Source organism: Streptomyces ipomoeae 91-03 (assembly GCF_000317595.1).
GTDB lineage: Bacteria > Actinomycetota > Actinomycetes > Streptomycetales > Streptomycetaceae > Streptomyces > Streptomyces ipomoeae.
Genome location: NZ_AEJC01000059.1, coordinates 1 through 16,439 on the forward strand (window position 1 = coordinate 1; position 16,439 = coordinate 16,439).

At 68.5% G+C, this 16,439-nt stretch carries 14 protein-coding genes and 1 pseudogene; 4 read left to right on the top strand and 11 right to left on the bottom strand.

What is annotated here, in order from left to right:
- Window positions 1–42: 42 nt before the first annotated feature.
- Both pafA and STRIP9103_RS03565 read right to left on the bottom strand, forming a co-directional pair.
- On the bottom strand, window positions 43–1,404 hold the full coding sequence (gene pafA, locus STRIP9103_RS03560) for a Pup--protein ligase (protein WP_009297738.1): 1,362 nt from the start codon (window positions 1,402–1,404) through the stop codon (window positions 43–45).
- A 9-nt stretch (window positions 1,405–1,413) separates the two neighbouring features.
- Entirely contained in the window at window positions 1,414–2,673 is a 1,260-nt protein-coding gene (locus STRIP9103_RS03565; RefSeq protein WP_009297751.1) for an MFS transporter, read from the bottom strand.
- Between the two features lie 132 nt (window positions 2,674–2,805).
- Between STRIP9103_RS03565 and STRIP9103_RS03570 the strand changes: the two genes are divergently transcribed.
- On the top strand, window positions 2,806–3,840 hold the full coding sequence (locus tag STRIP9103_RS03570; RefSeq protein WP_009297745.1) for a LacI family DNA-binding transcriptional regulator: 1,035 nt from the start codon (window positions 2,806–2,808) through the stop codon (window positions 3,838–3,840).
- A gap of 210 nt (window positions 3,841–4,050) precedes the next feature.
- On the opposite strand, the gene prcA is transcribed toward STRIP9103_RS03570, so the two are convergent.
- The 6 genes and pseudogenes from prcA to arc form a co-directional block, all read right to left on the bottom strand.
- Window positions 4,051–4,788 carry a proteasome subunit alpha gene (gene prcA, locus STRIP9103_RS03575; RefSeq protein ID WP_009297743.1) on the bottom strand — a complete coding sequence of 246 codons (738 nt, stop codon included), beginning with the start codon at window positions 4,786–4,788 and terminating at the stop codon, window positions 4,051–4,053.
- 67 nt (window positions 4,789–4,855) lie between these two features.
- On the bottom strand, window positions 4,856–5,701 hold the full coding sequence (prcB, locus tag STRIP9103_RS03580) for a proteasome subunit beta (protein ID WP_048819625.1): 846 nt from the start codon (window positions 5,699–5,701) through the stop codon (window positions 4,856–4,858).
- On the bottom strand, window positions 5,653–6,231 hold the full coding sequence (locus STRIP9103_RS45880; protein WP_078613781.1) for an endonuclease VII domain-containing protein: 579 nt from the start codon (window positions 6,229–6,231) through the stop codon (window positions 5,653–5,655). Before STRIP9103_RS45880 ends, prcB begins: the two co-directional genes overlap by 49 nt.
- A 32-nt stretch (window positions 6,232–6,263) precedes the next feature.
- Window positions 6,264–6,482: a ubiquitin-like protein Pup gene (locus tag STRIP9103_RS03585; RefSeq protein ID WP_009297739.1), complete on the bottom strand. Its 219-nt coding sequence runs from the start codon at window positions 6,480–6,482 to the stop codon at window positions 6,264–6,266.
- Window positions 6,483–6,670: 188 nt separating this feature from the next.
- Window positions 6,671–8,182, bottom strand: coding sequence for a depupylase/deamidase Dop (gene dop, locus STRIP9103_RS03590; protein ID WP_009297749.1), 1,512 nt, complete (start codon window positions 8,180–8,182; stop codon window positions 6,671–6,673).
- Window positions 8,183–8,448: 266 nt separating this feature from the next.
- Window positions 8,449–10,193, bottom strand: a pseudogene (gene arc / locus STRIP9103_RS03595) (proteasome ATPase); the annotation flags it as partial.
- 245 nt (window positions 10,194–10,438) lie between these two features.
- Here arc and STRIP9103_RS03600 point away from each other — a divergent pair.
- Window positions 10,439–10,744: a ferredoxin gene (locus tag STRIP9103_RS03600; protein ID WP_009297755.1), complete on the top strand. Its 306-nt coding sequence runs from the start codon at window positions 10,439–10,441 to the stop codon at window positions 10,742–10,744.
- An 81-nt stretch (window positions 10,745–10,825) separates the two neighbouring features.
- Here the strand turns inward: STRIP9103_RS03600 and STRIP9103_RS03605 are convergent, their stop codons facing one another.
- From STRIP9103_RS03605 to STRIP9103_RS03615, 3 genes are all read right to left on the bottom strand, one after another.
- Window positions 10,826–11,401, bottom strand: coding sequence for a hypothetical protein (locus STRIP9103_RS03605; RefSeq protein ID WP_009297741.1), 576 nt, complete (start codon window positions 11,399–11,401; stop codon window positions 10,826–10,828).
- A 267-nt stretch (window positions 11,402–11,668) separates the two neighbouring features.
- Entirely contained in the window at window positions 11,669–12,571 is a 903-nt protein-coding gene (locus STRIP9103_RS03610) for a tRNA (adenine-N1)-methyltransferase (RefSeq protein ID WP_009297759.1), read from the bottom strand.
- Between the two features lie 187 nt (window positions 12,572–12,758).
- Entirely contained in the window at window positions 12,759–14,468 is a 1,710-nt protein-coding gene (locus STRIP9103_RS03615) for a site-2 protease family protein (protein WP_009297758.1), read from the bottom strand.
- A gap of 232 nt (window positions 14,469–14,700) precedes the next feature.
- On the opposite strand from STRIP9103_RS03615, the gene STRIP9103_RS03620 reads away from it, so the two are divergent.
- Together STRIP9103_RS03620 and STRIP9103_RS03625 are read left to right on the top strand one after the other, a co-directional pair.
- Window positions 14,701–15,669 (top strand): RecB family exonuclease, encoded by a 969-nt coding sequence (locus STRIP9103_RS03620; RefSeq protein WP_048819627.1) that lies wholly within the window; start codon window positions 14,701–14,703, stop codon window positions 15,667–15,669.
- 63 nt (window positions 15,670–15,732) lie between these two features.
- Entirely contained in the window at window positions 15,733–16,404 is a 672-nt protein-coding gene (locus STRIP9103_RS03625; protein ID WP_009297747.1) for a response regulator, read from the top strand.
- Window positions 16,405–16,439 lie beyond the last annotated feature (35 nt).

Consider the following 16,439-nt stretch of genomic DNA (forward strand, 5'->3'; position numbering starts at 1 on the left):
CCCGCGTTGCGTTCCGGAATCAAGTCCCGGAACTCCTCGCCTCTACATTCCCGCGATCAACTTCTCCACGCGGTCGTCCACGGAACGGAACGGGTCCTTGCACAACACCGTGCGTTGCGCCTGGTCGTTGAGCTTCAGATGCACCCAGTCGACCGTGAAGTCACGACGCTGTTCCTGCGCACGCCGGATGAAGTCACCGCGCAGCCGCGCCCGAGTGGTCTGCGGCGGAACCGACTTGCCCTCGAAGATCTTCAAGTCATTGCAGATACGGGCCGCTTGCCCCTTCTTCTCCAACAGGTAGTACAGACCACGACGACGGTGGATGTCGTGATACGCGAGGTCTATCTGCGCGACCCGCGGATGCGACATCGTCATGTTGTGCTTCGCCCGGTACCGCTCGATGAGCTTGTACTTCATCACCCAGTCGATCTCGGTACCGATCCGGTCGAGGTCCTCCGCCTCGATCGCGTCCAGCGTGCGGCCCCACAGCTCCAGGACCTGCTCCACCGTCCCCGTACGAATGCCGCGCCGCTCGCAGAAGTCCACGGCCTTCTCGTAGTACTCGCGCTGCACCTCGAGCGCCGAGGCCTCACGGCCACTCGCCAGCCGCACCTTGCGGCGACCCGTGATGTCATGGCTGACCTCGCGGATCGCCCGGATCGGGTTCTCCAACGTGAGGTCCCGCATCACCGTGCCCGCCTCGATCATGCGCAGCACCAGATCGGTGGCACCGACCTTCAGCAGCATCGTCGTCTCGGACATGTTCGAATCGCCCACGATGACATGCAGCCGGCGGTACCGCTCGGCGTCCGCGTGTGGTTCGTCACGGGTGTTGATGATCGGCCGGGAACGCGTCGTCGCCGAGCTGACACCCTCCCAGATGTGCTCCGCCCGCTGACTCACGCAGTACACGGCACCACGCGGCGTCTGCAGCACCTTGCCCGCACCGCACAGCAGCTGACGCGTGACGAGGAACGGAATGAGGATGTCCGCCAGCCGGGAGAACTCCCCGTGCCGGGCCACCAGATAGTTCTCATGGCAACCGTACGAGTTGCCCGCGGAGTCCGTGTTGTTCTTGAAGAGGTAGACGTCGCCCGCGATTCCCTCCTCGTGCAGGCGGCGTTCGGCATCGACCAGCAGTCCCTCGAGAATCCGCTCGCCGGCCTTGTCGTGGGTGACCAGTTCGATCACGTTGTCACATTCGGGTGTCGCGTATTCCGGATGTGAGCCCACGTCGAGATAGAGGCGGGCCCCGTTCCGCAGAAACACATTGCTGCTGCGGCCCCATGACACGACACGGCGGAAGAGGTACCGCGCCACCTCGTCAGGAGACAGACGGCGCTGTCCCCTGAACGTGCACGTGACGCCGTACTCGTTCTCCAGCCCGAAAATGCGGCGGTCCATGACTGAACATTACGCCCGATCCACCGAGCTGAAACGAGGTTCGACAGCACGGTTCGGATCATTTTCCGATGAGACCGCCACCACCGCACCCCCGGAAGGAACAGCCAGAACCCGCCCCGTGGCCAGCAGAACCAGCAACGACACGGCCCCCGCGGCACCCGGCACCACAAAGCCCCACACGGTCCCACCCCACTCCACGACGGGGCCCGCCACGGCCGCGCCGAGCGACTGACCGACGGTGAACGTCGTCACGATCCACGAGAACGCCTCGGTGACCGTGCCACGCGGCGCATGCCGGTCCACAAGAACGAACGCACACGCGATGGCCGGCGCCAGGAACACACCCGCGAGCGTCGTCAGCCCCGTCATACCGACCGGACCCGGCGTCGACGTCAGCGGCACGTAACAGACCGCCAGCAGCGCCACCAGCACCTGAAGCCGCCGCTCCGGCGCACCCTCCCACCGCCGCGCCCCGTACGCCGTACCACCGACGAGCGCACCGAGCCCCACGCCCGCCATCAACCAGCCGTAGACGACGTCCCCACCATTGCCGTCCGCGTACGAGACGGCCGCGACCGTGATGGAGCCGAGCGCGATACCGACGAAGAGGAACGCACCGAGAAGCGCCAGCATCCCCGGCGAACGCAACGCCCCCAGCCAGTGCGCCTCACGCGGGGCGGAACGCCACGCGCGCGAGGGCGGCGAAACGACCACCCAGAGCGCACCCAGCACCCCGATGACGTTCAACACCACGAGCGCGGCCGACGCGGACCACAACGACACGCACAGGGTCACCAGCAGCGGCCCCACGGTGAACATGACCTCCTGCGCCACCGCGTCCATCGCATACGCCGTGTGCACCTGCTCCTCCCCACGGAGGACGGAGGACCACAGGGCCCGCAGACCGCCCTCCAGGGGAGGCGTGAAGAGACCGGCGACGACCACGCAGACATACGCCAGAGGCAGCGCATCCAGGCCCACCAGGGCGAAGACGGTCATACCGAGGGCGGAGACCAGCGCCGCGGGCAACTGCACACGCGGCTGTCCATGGAGGTCCACGAGCCGCCCCAGCAGCGGCTGCCCCACCGCGTTCCCGACTCCGTACACGGCCGCCAGCGCCCCCGCGAGGCCGTACGTGCCGCCCTCCGCGCGCACGAACAGCACGATCGCGATCGCGGCCGTCGCGTTCGGCAACCGCCCCACCAACGTGCCCGCGAGCAGACGCGCGGCATGCCGCGCCCTGAGGATCTCCAGGTATCCGGCGGCCATGCCCTGCCCCTCCGACGGCTCTCGACGAGCGAGTGTCCACAAGTGAAGTGTTACGTATAACGTCGTTCTTCATACGTACCATGAGCGCTGTCCGGGAGTCCAGACGCAGCCAGACGAAGGAGCACGGCGACGGTGGCACGAGGTAGTACGCGGCCCACGAGCCGTGACGTCGCCCAGGCCGCCGGGGTGTCACAGGCCGCGGTCTCCCTGGTCCTCGGCGACAAATGGCGCGGCCGGGTGTCGGAGACCACGGCCGAGCGCGTACGGGAAGCCGCGCGCGACCTGGGCTACCGGCCCAACCTCGCCGCCCGCAACCTGCGCCTCGGCCACACCCGGACCGTACTGCTCGTCGTCCCGGCCCTGACCACGGAGTTCTTCGGCGGCGTCTACACGGGCGCGGCACGGGTCGCCGCCCGACACGGCTTCGGCGTCGTGCTGTACCCCTCCCCGGAAGGCGTCGGCCCGGCCCGCGACCCCTTCGCCTCCGCGCAGGCCGCGCTGGACGGCGTGATCGCCTCCTCCATGGCCGCCGACGCGCTCACCGCGATCCGGGGCGACCAGTTGCCGCTGGTCATGCTGGACAGCGACCCCGAAGGCAGCCTGGGCGCCGCCACCGTCAACCTCGACATCCGGGACGGCGTACGACAGGTCGCCGAGCACCTGCTGGACCTGGGGCACCGGCGCTTTCTGCACCTGGCCGCGGATGTGCCCTCCTGGACCTTCGAGATACGGGCGCGGGAGTTGGCGGCTCGCGTGGAGGCCCTGCCCGGCGCGTCGGTCACCACGACCTCCGCGCCGATCTCCATCGAGGGGGCACGCGTCGCCGCCGAGGCTGCGCTGAGCGGCGCCGGTGCCGGGCCCGGGGGCCGGCCGACCGCGTTGGTGTGCGACGACGACAAGCTGGCGGCCGGGGCCTACAAGGCCGCGCGGCGGCTGGGCCTACGGGTGCCGGAGGACGTCTCGATCACCGGACTCGACGACCTCGCCCTCGCCACGGCGCTCGACCCCGAACTGACGACCGTACGACTGGACGCCGAGCTGTTCGGGGAACGGGGGATGGAGGCCCTGCTGGCCGTTCTGGAGGGGCGCACGCCGGCGCAGGGGGATATTCCCGTGGAGCTGGTGGTTCGGGGATCCACGGCGCCCCCAAGCGTTTGCGCACACTGAGCGCCACGGGGGTCACTGTGGTCTCGACCGTGCCCGGCCGCAAGTGGCTGGTCGCTCCCCCCTCTCGGCTTCGCTTGAGCGGGAGGTACCCCCCTCGCGGCGGAGCCGCACCTGTCACAGCGCCGCGCCCCTCACGGGGCGCAAACGCCGCGCGCCCCGGCCATTGCCCGGCCGGGGCGCACTACGGGCTCTCGGGGCTCGGCTGTGGTCCTACTCCTCCTCGGAGCTTTCGGCCTCCGTGGTGGCGCCGTCGTTCTCCAGCAGGCGGGCGAGCTGGCGGCCGACGATGCGCTTGAACTTGCGCTGCTGGGGGCGAGTGCGGTCGAGGACGGCCACTTCCAGGCGCTCGGCGGGGATCTCCCGCTGGGTGCCGTTGGTGTCACGGGACAGGGCCTGGACCGCGAGCTTCAGGGCCTCCGCCAGAGACATGCCGTCCTGGTGGCGCTGATCCAGGTAGCTGCTGATCTGCTCGGCGTTGCCACCGACCGCCACCGAACCGTGCTCGTCCACGATCGAACCGTCGTGCGGCAGACGGTAGATCTGGTCGCCCTCCGGGGTCTCCCCCACCTCGGCGACCACCAGCTCCACCTCGTACGGCTTCTCCGCCGCGGAAGAGAAGATCGTGCCCAGCGTCTGGGCGTAGACATTGGCCAGACCACGGGCCGTCACGTCGTCACGGTCGTAGGTGTAGCCACGGAGATCGGCGTAACGGACGCCACCGATCCGCAGATTCTCGTACTCGTTGTACTTACCGGCGGCGGCGAAACCGATCCGGTCATAGATCTCGCTGAACTTGTGCAGCGCACGGGACGGGTTCTCGCCGACGAAGACAATGCCGTCGGCATACTGCAGCACGACCAGGCTGCGGCCTCGGGCGATGCCCTTGCGGGCGTACTCCGCCCGGTCGGCCATCGCCTGCTGGGGTGAGACATAGAACGGCGTCGACACCGGTTATCCGTCCCTTTCTGTCGAAGTCACTGGATCACCTTGATAAGAGGGCCGTCGACTGGATCGGCTAGAGCAACGCGGCACGCGGGCCGTCGGGCTGCTCCAGACGCCGCTCCAGGATCGAGCGGGCGATCTCGGAGGACTCCTCGTCGTTGAGCCGACGGAAGCCGTCCTCGGTGATCACGGTGACGATCGGGTAGATCCGGCGGGCGACATCGGGACCACCGGTCGCCGAGTCGTCGTCTGCCGCGTCGTACAGAGCCTGGACCACGAGCGTCGTGGCCTGGTCCTCGGTCAGATCCTCACGGAAGAGCTTCTTCATGGCGCCGCGCGCGAAGATCGAACCGGAGCCGGTGGCCGCGTAGCCCTGCTCCTCGGAACGCCCGCCCGTCACGTCGTAGGAGAAGATGCGGCCCTTCTCACGGTCCACGTCGTAGCCGGCGAACAGCGGGACCACGGCCAGGCCCTGCATCGCCATGCCCAGGTTGGAACGGATCATCGTGGAGAGCCGGTTCGCCTTGCCCTCCAGGGAGAGCTGAGCACCCTCCACCTTCTCGAAGTGCTCCAGCTCCAACTGGAACAGCTTCACCATCTCCACGGCCAGACCAGCCGTACCGGCGATGCCCACCGCCGAGTACTCGTCCGCCGGGAACACCTTCTCGATGTCCCGCTGCGCGATCATGTTCCCCATCGTGGCCCGCCGGTCACCGGCCAGCACGACACCGCCGGGGAACGTCACAGCCACGATCGTCGTGCCGTGCGGGGCCTCGATCACGCCCTGAGTCGGCGGGAGCTGCCTTTTCCCGGGCAACAGCTCCGGCTGGTGCTCCGACAGAAAGTCCATGAAGGACGACGACCCAGGCGTCAGGAAGGCAGCTGGTAGACGCCCGGTGCTACGAGTGTTGGCTTCCACGCGTTTCCTTCCAGGTAGTCGGCAGCTCGGTTCATCGCTGCGGGGTCATCCCTCAACAGGCCGAGGCCGGAATTGCAGTTGAAGCACAGTACGCCACGGACCCTACCCGTGTTGGGGCAGTGATCCACATGTGTGGCCGGGGCCGATAGACAGATGCAACAGACGCCCTCTTGGGAGGTGATCAACTCGTCGCGCCCCGCTTCGGTGAAACCGTCCTTACGCCGAAGATGCTCTGCGGGCCGCACCGCCGCTCTGCAGGCCTTGCAGCGGCTGGCGAGGCCGTCACGCTTTCGGTTCCACTCGCTGTGCGGCTTCACCTCACCGCACCCGCGACAGCACTCGTGTCCCTCGGGCACATAGTCTGCGGGCCCGAGCACCGGAGGCTCCGGGGCTCGGCAGTGGTAGCTGGTTGCACAGTCCCGGCAATGGCGCTGCAAGCCGTCCAGGTTCGACCGCTTGCGGGCGAACGCTGCGTACGGCTTGTATTCCCCGCACCGTACGCAGCGCTTAACGCCATCTTCACTTGCCACCCAAAACCCCCGTGCAGCCTTCGATCCGAAGGCTACTGGCCGCCTTTCTGAACGAATGACCGAACGAAGTCCTCGGCATTCTCTTCGAGCACATCATCGATTTCGTCGAGCACGGAGTCGACGTCATCGCTCAGCTTCTCGTGCCGTTCCTTGACGTCCTCGCTCGCCTGAGCCTCAGGCGCCTGCTCCTCGACCTCCTCGGTCGAGCGCGTCGCCTTCTGCTGGCCGCCGCCGGTGTCCTTGGTCGCCATAACCCTCACCCCGCTCTGTTGCCCGACATGGTCGACAGGTCGGCATTCCTGCCGATCGGTGATGATCAGACCCTACAAGCCGGGTCTGACATTGGCCCTGTTGTTTTCACAACGTCCGGGGACCACCTCGATGATTCCCGGACGTCGTTGTTTCCACCCTGCCCGAAAGATCCGGTCCGAACCCCGGTTCAGCCGCCGGAAAGGACCCTGACCAGGTCTTCTGCCGTGCGGCAGCGGTCAAGGAGCTCCTTGACGTGATTTCGCGTTCCGCGTAGCGGTTCGAGGGTTGGGACGCGTTGGAGCGAGTCCCGGCCGGGGAGGTCGAAGATCACGGAGTCCCAGGAGGCGGCGGCGACGTCGTCGGCGTACTGGTCCAGACAGCGCCCGCGGAAGTACGCGCGCGTGTCCTCCGGCGGCTTCGTACGGGCCCGCTCGACGTCGGTCTCGTCCAGGAGCCGCTTCATCTTGCCGCGGGCCACGAGACGGTTGTAGAGGCCCTTCTCGGCGCGTACGTCGGCGTACTGGAGGTCGACGAGGTGGAGGCGGGCGGCGTCCCAGTCGAGGCTGTCACGGCGGCGGTAGCCCTCCATGAGCTCCCGCTTGGCGACCCAGTCGAGCTCTCCCGAGAGGCTCATCGGATCGTTCTCGAGCCGGTTGAGCGTGTCCTCCCACCTGCTCAGGACGTCCTTGGTCTGTTCGTCGACGTCCGCTCCGAACCGCTCCTCCACGTACTTGCGCGACAGCTCGTAGTACTCCATCTGCAGCTGGACGGCGGTCAGGGTGCGTCCGCTACGGAGGGTGACGAGGCGTTGCAGTGACGGGTCGTGGGAGACCTGGTGGAGCGTGCGGACGGGCTGGTCGACGGCCAGGTCGACCGCGATGAAGCCGTCTTCGATCATCGACAGGACCAGGGCTGTCGTGCCCAGCTTGAGGTAGGTCGAGATCTCGGACAGGTTCGCGTCGCCGATGATCACGTGCAGGCGGCGGTATTTCTCCGCGTCGGCGTGTGGTTCGTCCCTGGTGTTGATGATGGGGCGTTTGAGGGTTGTCTCCAGGCCTACCTCGACTTCGAAGTAGTCGGCGCGCTGGCTCAGCTGGAAGCCGTGTTCGTGGCCGTCCTGGCCGATGCCGACGCGGCCGGCGCCGGCGAAGACCTGGCGGGAGACGAAGAAGGGGGTGAGGTGGCGCACGATGTCGGAGAAGGGGGTCTCCCGCTTCATCAGGTAGTTCTCGTGCGTGCCGTAGGAGGCGCCCTTGTTGTCGGTGTTGTTCTTGTAGAGGTGGATGGGTTGGGCGCCGGGGAGCTGGGCGGCGCGTTCGGCGGCTTCGGCCATGATGCGTTCGCCGGCCTTGTCCCAGAGGACGGCGTCGCGGGGGTTGGTGACTTCGGGGGCGCTGTATTCGGGGTGTGCGTGGTCGACGTAGAGCCGTGCGCCGTTGGTGAGGATCACGTTGGCGAGGCCGATGTCCTCGTCGGTGAGCTGGCTGGCGTCGGCGGCTTCGCGGGCGAGGTCGAAGCCTCGCGCGTCTCGCAGCGGATTCTCTTCCTCGAAGTCCCAGCGGGCCCGGCGGGCCCGGTGCATCGCCGCGGCGTAGGCGTTGACGATCTGGGACGAGGTGAGCATGGCATTGGCATTGGGGTGGCCGGGGACGGAGATCCCGTACTCCGTCTCGATGCCCATTACTCGCCGTACGGTCATGCGGCCCTCCTTGCCCGGCGGCGTCCTCGGTCGGGGACGCTGCTCAAGTACCGCTGGCGCTCCGGTGCGTGTGCGGTGCCCGTCCCCGCACTGCGCGACTCGGCGGTACGAAAGAGCCTAGAACGCCTCTGCGCTGGTGGGGAGATCATTTGCGTCATTGCCTTGCTCGCCTTTGTTCCGGTCGTGGCCTGAAAAACAGTCGGCTGCGGGTACCCGGTGAGGGCACCCGCAGCCGCCCTGCGCTTACAGGTAGGGGACCGGGGGGTCGCCACCGTGTCGATGGAGCGTCCGGTGTCGGCGCCCTGCTTTCCGGTGATCAGGGTACGGATGTAGACGATCCTTTCGCCTTCTTTCCGGAGATTCGGGCCCAGTCGTCCGGGTTGGTGGTGTTGGGCAGGTCCTCGTTCTCCTTGAACTCGTCCACGCAGGCCTGGAGGAGGTGGGAGACGCGAAGGCCCTTCTGATTCTTTTCGAGGAAGTCCTTGATCGCCATTTTCTTGGCGCGACCGACGATGTTCTCGATCATGGCGCCGGAGTTGAAGTCCTTGAAGTAGAGGACTTCCTTGTCTCCGTTGGCGTAGGTGACTTCCAGGAAGCGGTTCTCCTCGGATTCGGCGTACATGTGTTCCACTGCCGTCTGGATCATGCTCTGGACGGTGGTGGCCTTGCTGCCGCCGTGTTCGCCGAGGTCGTCGGCGTGGAGCGGGAGGCGCTCGGTGAGGTACTTGCCGAAGATGTCCTTGGCCGCTTCGGCGTCCGGACGTTCGATCTTGATCTTCACATCGAGGCGGCCGGGGCGCAGGATGGCGGGGTCGATCATGTCCTCGCGGTTGGAGGCGCCGATGACGACCACGTTCTGCAGGCCTTCCACGCCGTCGATCTCGGCGAGCAGCTGCGGGACGATGGTGTTCTCCACGTCCGAGCTGACGCCCGACCCACGGGTGCGGAAGAGGGATTCCATCTCGTCGAAGAAGACGATCACGGGTGTGCCCTCGCTGGCCTTCTCACGAGCACGCTGGAAGACCAGGCGGATCTGCCGCTCGGTCTCGCCGACGTACTTGTTGAGGAGCTCGGGGCCCTTGATGTTGAGGAAGAAGCTCTTGCCGGCGGCCTGGCCGGTCACTTCGGCGACCTTCTTGGCCAGTGAGTTGGCCACGGCCTTGGCGATCAGGGTCTTACCGCATCCAGGGGGCCCGTACAGGAGGACGCCCTTGGGCGGCCTCAGTTCGTGCTCCTTGAACAGGTCGGGGTAGAGGTACGGGAGCTCGACCGCGTCGCGGATGGCTTCGATCTGGTTGCCGAGGCCGCCGATCTGTTCGTAGCCGATGTCGGGGACCTCTTCGAGGACGAGTTCTTCGACCTCGCTCTTGGGGACGACCTCGTAGACGTAGCCAGAACGGGGTTCGAGCAGTAGGGCGTCGCCGGGGCGGATGGTGACGTCCAGCAGCGGCTCGGCGAGCCGTACCACCCGTTCCTCGTCGGTGTGCCCGAGCACCAGGGCGCGCTCGCCGTCCTCAAGGATCTCCTTGAGGGTGACGATGTCCCCGACGCGCTCGAATTCCATGGCTTCGACCACGTTGAGTGCTTCGTTGAGCATGACTTCCTGGCCGCGCCGGAGCTCGTCCAGGTCGACGCTCGGGCTGACGTTCACGCGGAGCTTGCGGCCTCCGGTGAAGATGTCGGCCGTGCCGTCCTCGTTCGCCGTGAGGAAGACACCGAAGCCGGCCGGTGGCTGTGCGAGCCGGTCGACTTCTTCCTTGAGGGCCACGATCTGGTCTCGGGCCTCACGGAGCGTATTGGCGAGTCGCTCGTTCTGGGCGGACACGCCGGCCAGATTGGTCTGCAGCTCGACGATCCGCTCTTCGAGAATCCTCGTGTGTCGCGGAGAGTCGGCGAGCTTGCGTCGCAGGACGGCGATCTCCTGCTCAAGGTAGGCGATCTGCCCGGCGGGGTCCTCGGACCCTCGTCCCGGGCGGATGCCGCGGTTCATGTCGTCGTCGTGGGCTGCCACGGTCCTCACCTCCTCCAAGGGGAGCTGGACGCTTCCAGACCCTACCTGGGTGGGTGTCGATTGAAACCCCTAGATCACAAAGACGGTCGGGGTGTGTCCGATCTTCACCCTTGCGCTCTCCCTCACGCCAGGGGAATACCCACCGAACATGATTGGGAAGCGGCCCCAGGTAGGGTCGAAGTGTTCAACACCCGTCAGAGCCCGCATGGTTCCCGACCGGCTCGACGTATGAGATGGCAGGAGAGATGAGCGTGCAGCAGGAGGCCCAAGTCGCGGGCGAGGCGCTCGAGGTCTGGATCGACCAGGACCTGTGCACGGGGGACGGGATCTGTGCCCAGTACGCGCCGGAGGTGTTCGAGTTGGACATCGACGGGCTGGCCTATGTGAAGGGCGTGGACGACGAGTTGTTGCAGGCCCCGGGGGCCACAACGCCCGTTCCGCTGACGGTTCTCACGGATGTGGTGGACTCCGCGAAGGAGTGCCCGGGCGAGTGCATCCACGTACGTCGGGTTTCGGACAGGGTCGAGGTGTACGGCCCGGACGCGGAGTGACCGGACGGTCACTCCGCGCCGTCTTGTGTCTGTTTTCTCACACCGCGTTTGCCGGGTGATCAGTTCCCGTTGGGTGGGTTGTCACACGCTTTGCGTCCCTGCGGGCGTCGAGCGTACGAACGCCCCTTTCCTCCACTGCCACTTGGCGTCGTCGATCTTGTCGGGGCAGCAATTGGGTACGTCGGCCGAGGAGTAGCCGTGCACGGTGGCGGTGATGGCTCCGTCACGGACGGCGAGATCGGAGACGGTGTTGCGGTCCTTCTCGGCGATGAGGGTGGCCACCACGCGGGGGGCCGCGGCGTCGGTGGAGCGGGTGAGGACGTACACGGTGTCGGGCGGGGTGCCCATGCTGGCGTCGCAGTGGACGACGGCCACGGTCTCGGGGCGGCCGTCGCCGTCGAGGTCTCCGGAGGCCTTCTGCTTGACGACGAGGTCGACGGGGCCGCAGTCGAGCGGGAGGTCGGCGTCGGCGGGGTCGGGGGCCGCGACCACGGCGGGGGCCGGCTTGGCCTCGGGCCCGGACTGGGCGGCTCTCGCCGCGTCGGGTTGGAGGGCCGACGACAGGGCCATGACTCCGGCGAGGGCGGTTGCCGTGGCGAGCCAGTGGATCGGGCGGGGGTGCGCGTGTGCCAGTTCCGGGACCGCGGATTGCTGCACTAGGAGCGTCTCCTGTGGGTGCTGTGCCGGTTGGGATTGACCCGCATGGTGCCACACGTCACAGAGGGGTCGGAACGGCGGGGTGTGCGGTTCCCGCGACGTTCTGGTGGCGCGTCAACGGGAGGGCGCCGGGGGCGGGTTCCCGGGCACCGATGGGAACTCGACCGTGTCAACGGTGCGTTGTGTGCGGCGCGGAGGGCCGCCGATAGCAGAGGGTGACGAGGGACGGGTGGGCGGCGTGTGCCGCCCACCGTCGTCCGTCGTGGTTCAGCGGCCGGTGCCGCCGTCGGCGTTGGGGCCGGCGTAGTCCTCGCCGTAGGCGCCCTTGGCGGGGCGGCGGCGGCGCATGGGCGGCTCGACTCCGTCGGCGAGGCGGCGGGCGGTGAGCAGGAAGCCGGTGTGGCCGATCATCCGGTGGTCGGGGCGGACGGCCAGGCCCTCGATGTGCCAGTTGCGGATCATCGTCTCCCAGGCGGTCGGCTCGTTGAAGCAGCCGATCTCGCGGATGGACTCGACGGTCCGGGCGAGCTGGGTGGTGGTCGCGACGTAGCAGCAGAGGATGCCGCCGGGGACGAGGGCCTTGGAGACGGCCTCCAGGCATTCCCAGGGGGCGAGCATGTCGAGAATGACGCGGTCCACGTCGGTGTCCGACAGGTTGTCCTGGAGGTCGCCGACGGTGAGCTGCCAGGCGGGGTGGGATCCGCCGAAGTAGCGCTCCACGTTCGCTTGCGCGATCTCGGCGAAGTCCGCGCGACGCTCGTAGCTGTGCAGCATGCCCTGGTCGCCGATGGCGCGCAGCAGGAAGCTGCTGAGCGAGCCGGAGCCGACGCCGGCCTCCACGACGCGGGCGCCGGGGAAGATGTCGGCGAAGGCGAGGATCTGCCCCGCGTCCTTGGGGTAGACCACGGCGGCGCCGCGGGGCATGGACAGGACGTAGTCGGGGAGCAGGGGGCGCAGCGCCAGGTAGGCGACGTTTCCCGTGGTGCGGACAACACTGCCCTCGGGAGCGCCGATCAGCTCGTCGTGCGGGAAGGAACCCTTGTGGGTGTGGAAGTTCTTCCCGGCTTCGAGCGTGAACGTGTAGTGGCGTCCCTTGGGGTCGGTGAGCTGGACCTGGTCCCCGACCTTGAAGGGCCCGCGACGGCGGGCGGCACCGGTCGGTTCGGACATGTGACTCAGCCTACCGGTCCCCGGAGGGAGCGCCGACCACGGTCTCGGTGGGCTGGGGTTGGTGGAGATATCGCAGGTCCGTCGGGGCTGGTCGCTCCCCCGTTCTCGGCTGCTCCCCCATGAGCGGGAGGGACCCCCATCGCGGCGGAGCCGCCCATCGATACAGCCCCGCACCTCCTACGGGGCGCTAGCTGGGCCTGGCCATCGCCTTGACGAAGGCGCGCTCCACGTCCGCCGCTGACAGGACTCCGTAGATCTCGCCCGACTCCTCGACCACCAGGTACTCCGTGGCGGGGGTTGCGCGGAGGGCGTCGAGGAGGTCTTCGCCGGAGAGTTCGGCGGAGACCCGCATGCCGTCGGTGAGGTCCTGGGCGAGGCCGCTGACGGCCACCCAGGGGCGGCGGTGTTCGGGGACGCCGACGATGGCGGCCTCGCGGACGAGGGAGAGGGGTTCGCCGTCGGCGTCGACGACGACGAGGGCGCGGGCGCCGGCGTCGTTGGCGCGGCGGAGGGCTTCGGAGAGGGGGGTGTCGGTCTGGACGGGGACGGCGCGGCGGGTGAGGGCGCGGGCCTGGAGTTCGGGCAGGTGTTCGCGCAGGCGGGCCATGCGGAGGCTGTTGCCGGCGCCGGTCCAGATGATCGCGGCGAGGATCGCGGCGAGCAGGGCGTCCATGACGGTGTCCATGCCGACGTTGTCCACGGCGTCGGAGCCGAGGGCGCCGGACTGGGTGAGCAGCGGGAGCCCGATGAGGACGGTGACGGCGAGGGCGCGGCCGACCCAGGCGGCGGCGATGGTGCCGCTCATGGGTTTGCCGGTGATCTTCCAGACGACGGCGCGGAGCATACGGCCGCCGTCGAGGGGGAGGCCGGGCAGCAGGTTGAAGGCGGCGACGATCAGGTTGGAGATCATCAGGCCGGCCAGCAGGACGCCGGGGACGGTGCCCGGTTCGACGGCCAGCAGGGCGAGGTAGAAGACGCCCGCGAGGATCAGTGAGAGGAGGGGGCCGACGAAGGCCAGGACGAACTCGCGGCCGGGGGTCTCGGACTCCTTCTCGATCTCGGAGACGCCGCCGAAGAACTGGAGCTGGATGCGGCGCACCGGCAGTTTGAAGCGCAGGGCGGCGACGGTGTGGGCGAGTTCGTGGACGAGTACGGAGGCGTAGAAGGCGACGGCGAAGAAGAGGGAGACCAGGTAGCGGGCGACGCCGAGTTCGGGCAGGACGCGGTCGAGTTGGCCGCCGAAGACCCAGGTGATCAGGGCGGCGACCAGGAACCAGCTGGGCGCCACGTACACGGGTACGCCGAAGGGGCGGCCCATGAGGATCCCGCCACCGGGTTCCTTCGGGCGCTCGGGGGGCTTGGGGGCGCCCGAGCGGGCGTGGGGGTGCGTGAAGGTGGTGGTGCTCTCCGGTTCGTGTGCGGGGGGCGTCGGCTCCGGCTCGTGTGCGGCGATGGCGGGCCCCGGCTCCGGCGCGGCAGCCGCGTCCTCCGGCTCGGGGTACGTGGGCTTGTGCTCCGGCTCGGCCGTGGCAGGCGTGCTCTCGGGCGTGGCCGTGGTGGGCGTGCTCTCCGGGGTGACCGTGGGAGTGGTCTCCGACTGGTCCGCCGTGGGAGTGGCCTTCGGTTCGTCGGCGTCCGGGGCGGTCGTCGGCTCGTCGGCGACGGGGGCCGCCTTCGGGTCGTCGGTCGGGGTCTCTGTCGGACCCTCCGGGGCCTTCTGGAGGTTCGCCGGGGTCTGGGGCGGCTGGGAGTCGTTCGGCTGCTCGGAGGGCTCCGGCTGCCGGGAGTCCTCGGCGGACACCGGCTGTGCCGGTTTCTCGGTCGCGTCGCGGTTGGTGCGCTCGGGCGCCTCGTCGCTGCCGGACCGCGGCTGCCCGCTACCGCCGCTCGTCTCCACGATGTCCCCTCGTTCGAAGCGTCTTCCACGCCCGGTGGCCGGGCGGAAGGGTCTGTGGTCGATGCTATGCGGTCGCCGCTGTACGTTCCGCCCCGGCACCCCCCCAGGTTTCCCTCTCGTCACAGGAGGCACACCCGTGCCACGTGGACGGGGTCGTACGGCGGTCTCGTACGGAGGTCTCGTACGGACCGGTGGCGGTCACTGTCAGTGGTGGGCCGTATGGTCTGTGGTCATGGAAACCAGCACCGACGGCAGCGGCGCCGGCATGGACACCGAGGCGAGTGGGACGGGCGGCGAGGCGAGTGGGGAGCGCCGGGAGGGCGATGGTCCCGCCGTGCGGGCCGCCGCGCCTGTGGATGGGCTTGTGCGGCCCGCCGCGCCTCCGGATTCGCTGTCGCCCTCGCGTGCCAGTGACTTCATGCAGTGTCCGCTGCTGTACCGGTTCCGGGTGATCGACCGGTTGCCGGAGAAGCCGAGCGAGGCGGCGACGCGCGGCACGCTGGTGCACGCCGTGCTGGAGCGGCTTTTCGACGCGCCGGCGGCGGAGCGTACGGCGCCGCGGGCGAAGGCGTTGGTGCCGGGGCAGTGGGATCGGCTGCGGGAGTCGAAGCCGGAGGTCCTGGAGCTGTTCGCGGACGATCCGGAGGGCGAGCGGCTGGCCCGCTGGCTGGCGGAGGCCGAGCAGCTGGTGGAGCGCTGGTTCACGTTGGAGGATCCGACGCGCCTCGAGCCCGCCGAGCGGGAGTTGTTCGTGGAGACGGAGCTGGAGTCGGGGCTCCGGTTGCGCGGGATCATCGACCGGGTGGATGTGGCGGCCACGGGTGAGGTGCGGATCGTCGACTACAAGACGGGGAAGGCGCCGAGACCGGAGTACGCCGAGGGCGCGCTGTTCCAGATGAAGTTCTACGCGCTGGTGGTGTGGCGGCTGAAGCAGGTGGTGCCGCGTCGGCTGCAACTGGTGTATCTGGGCAGTGGGGATGTGCTGACGTACGACCCGGTGGTGGCGGATCTGGAGCGGGTGGAGCGGAAGCTGCTGGCGCTGTGGGAGGCGATCCGGGCGGCCACGGAGACCGGTGACTGGCGGCCCCGTCCGACGAAGCTGTGCGGCTGGTGCGACCACCGATCGGTATGTCCGGAATTCGGTGGCACTCCCCCGCCGTACCCCCTTCAGGTGACGTCCCGTGAGTCCGCCGGCCCGTGAGCCGACGCGAACCGTCGAGAAGGCGCAGGGCAGAATGGGCCCGGACTAGCGAAGGAGACTTTCGTGGCCATCCGCGTCCTACTGGTCGACGACCAGCCGCTGCTGCGTACCGGGTTCCGGATGATTCTGGAGGCGGAGCAGGACCTCGCGGTCGTCGGGGAGGCCGGTGACGGTCTGCAGGCGCTCGACCAGGTGCGGGCGTTGCAGCCCGATGTGGTTCTGATGGACATCCGTATGCCCCGGATGGACGGGGTGGAGGCGACGCGTCAGATCACCGGGCCGGAACGGGACGGCCCGGCGAAGGTGTTGGTGCTGACGACGTTCGATCTGGACGAGTACGTGGTGGAGGCGCTCAGGGCGGGGGCCAGCGGGTTCCTGTTGAAGGACGCTCCGGCGAACGAGTTGGTGCAGGCGATCCGGGTGGTGGCCGCGGGTGAGGCGATGCTCGCGCCGAGCATCACGCGTCGGCTGCTCGACAAGTACGCGGTGCATCTGCCGTCGGGGGAGGAGCCGGTGCCGGACACGCTGCACACGTTGACGGACCGTGAGGTCGAGGTGTTGAAGCTGGTGGCGCGGGGTCTGTCGAACGCGGAGATCGCGGCCGATCTGTTCGTCAGCGAGACGACCGTGAAGACCCATGTGGGCCATGTGCTCACCAAGTTGGGGTTGCGCGACCGGGTGCAGGCGGCGGTGTACGCGTACGAGAGCGGGTTGGTGCGCCCCGGCGCGCAGTAGGCCGTGCCGCGCAGTGGCCGTACAACGCACAGAGG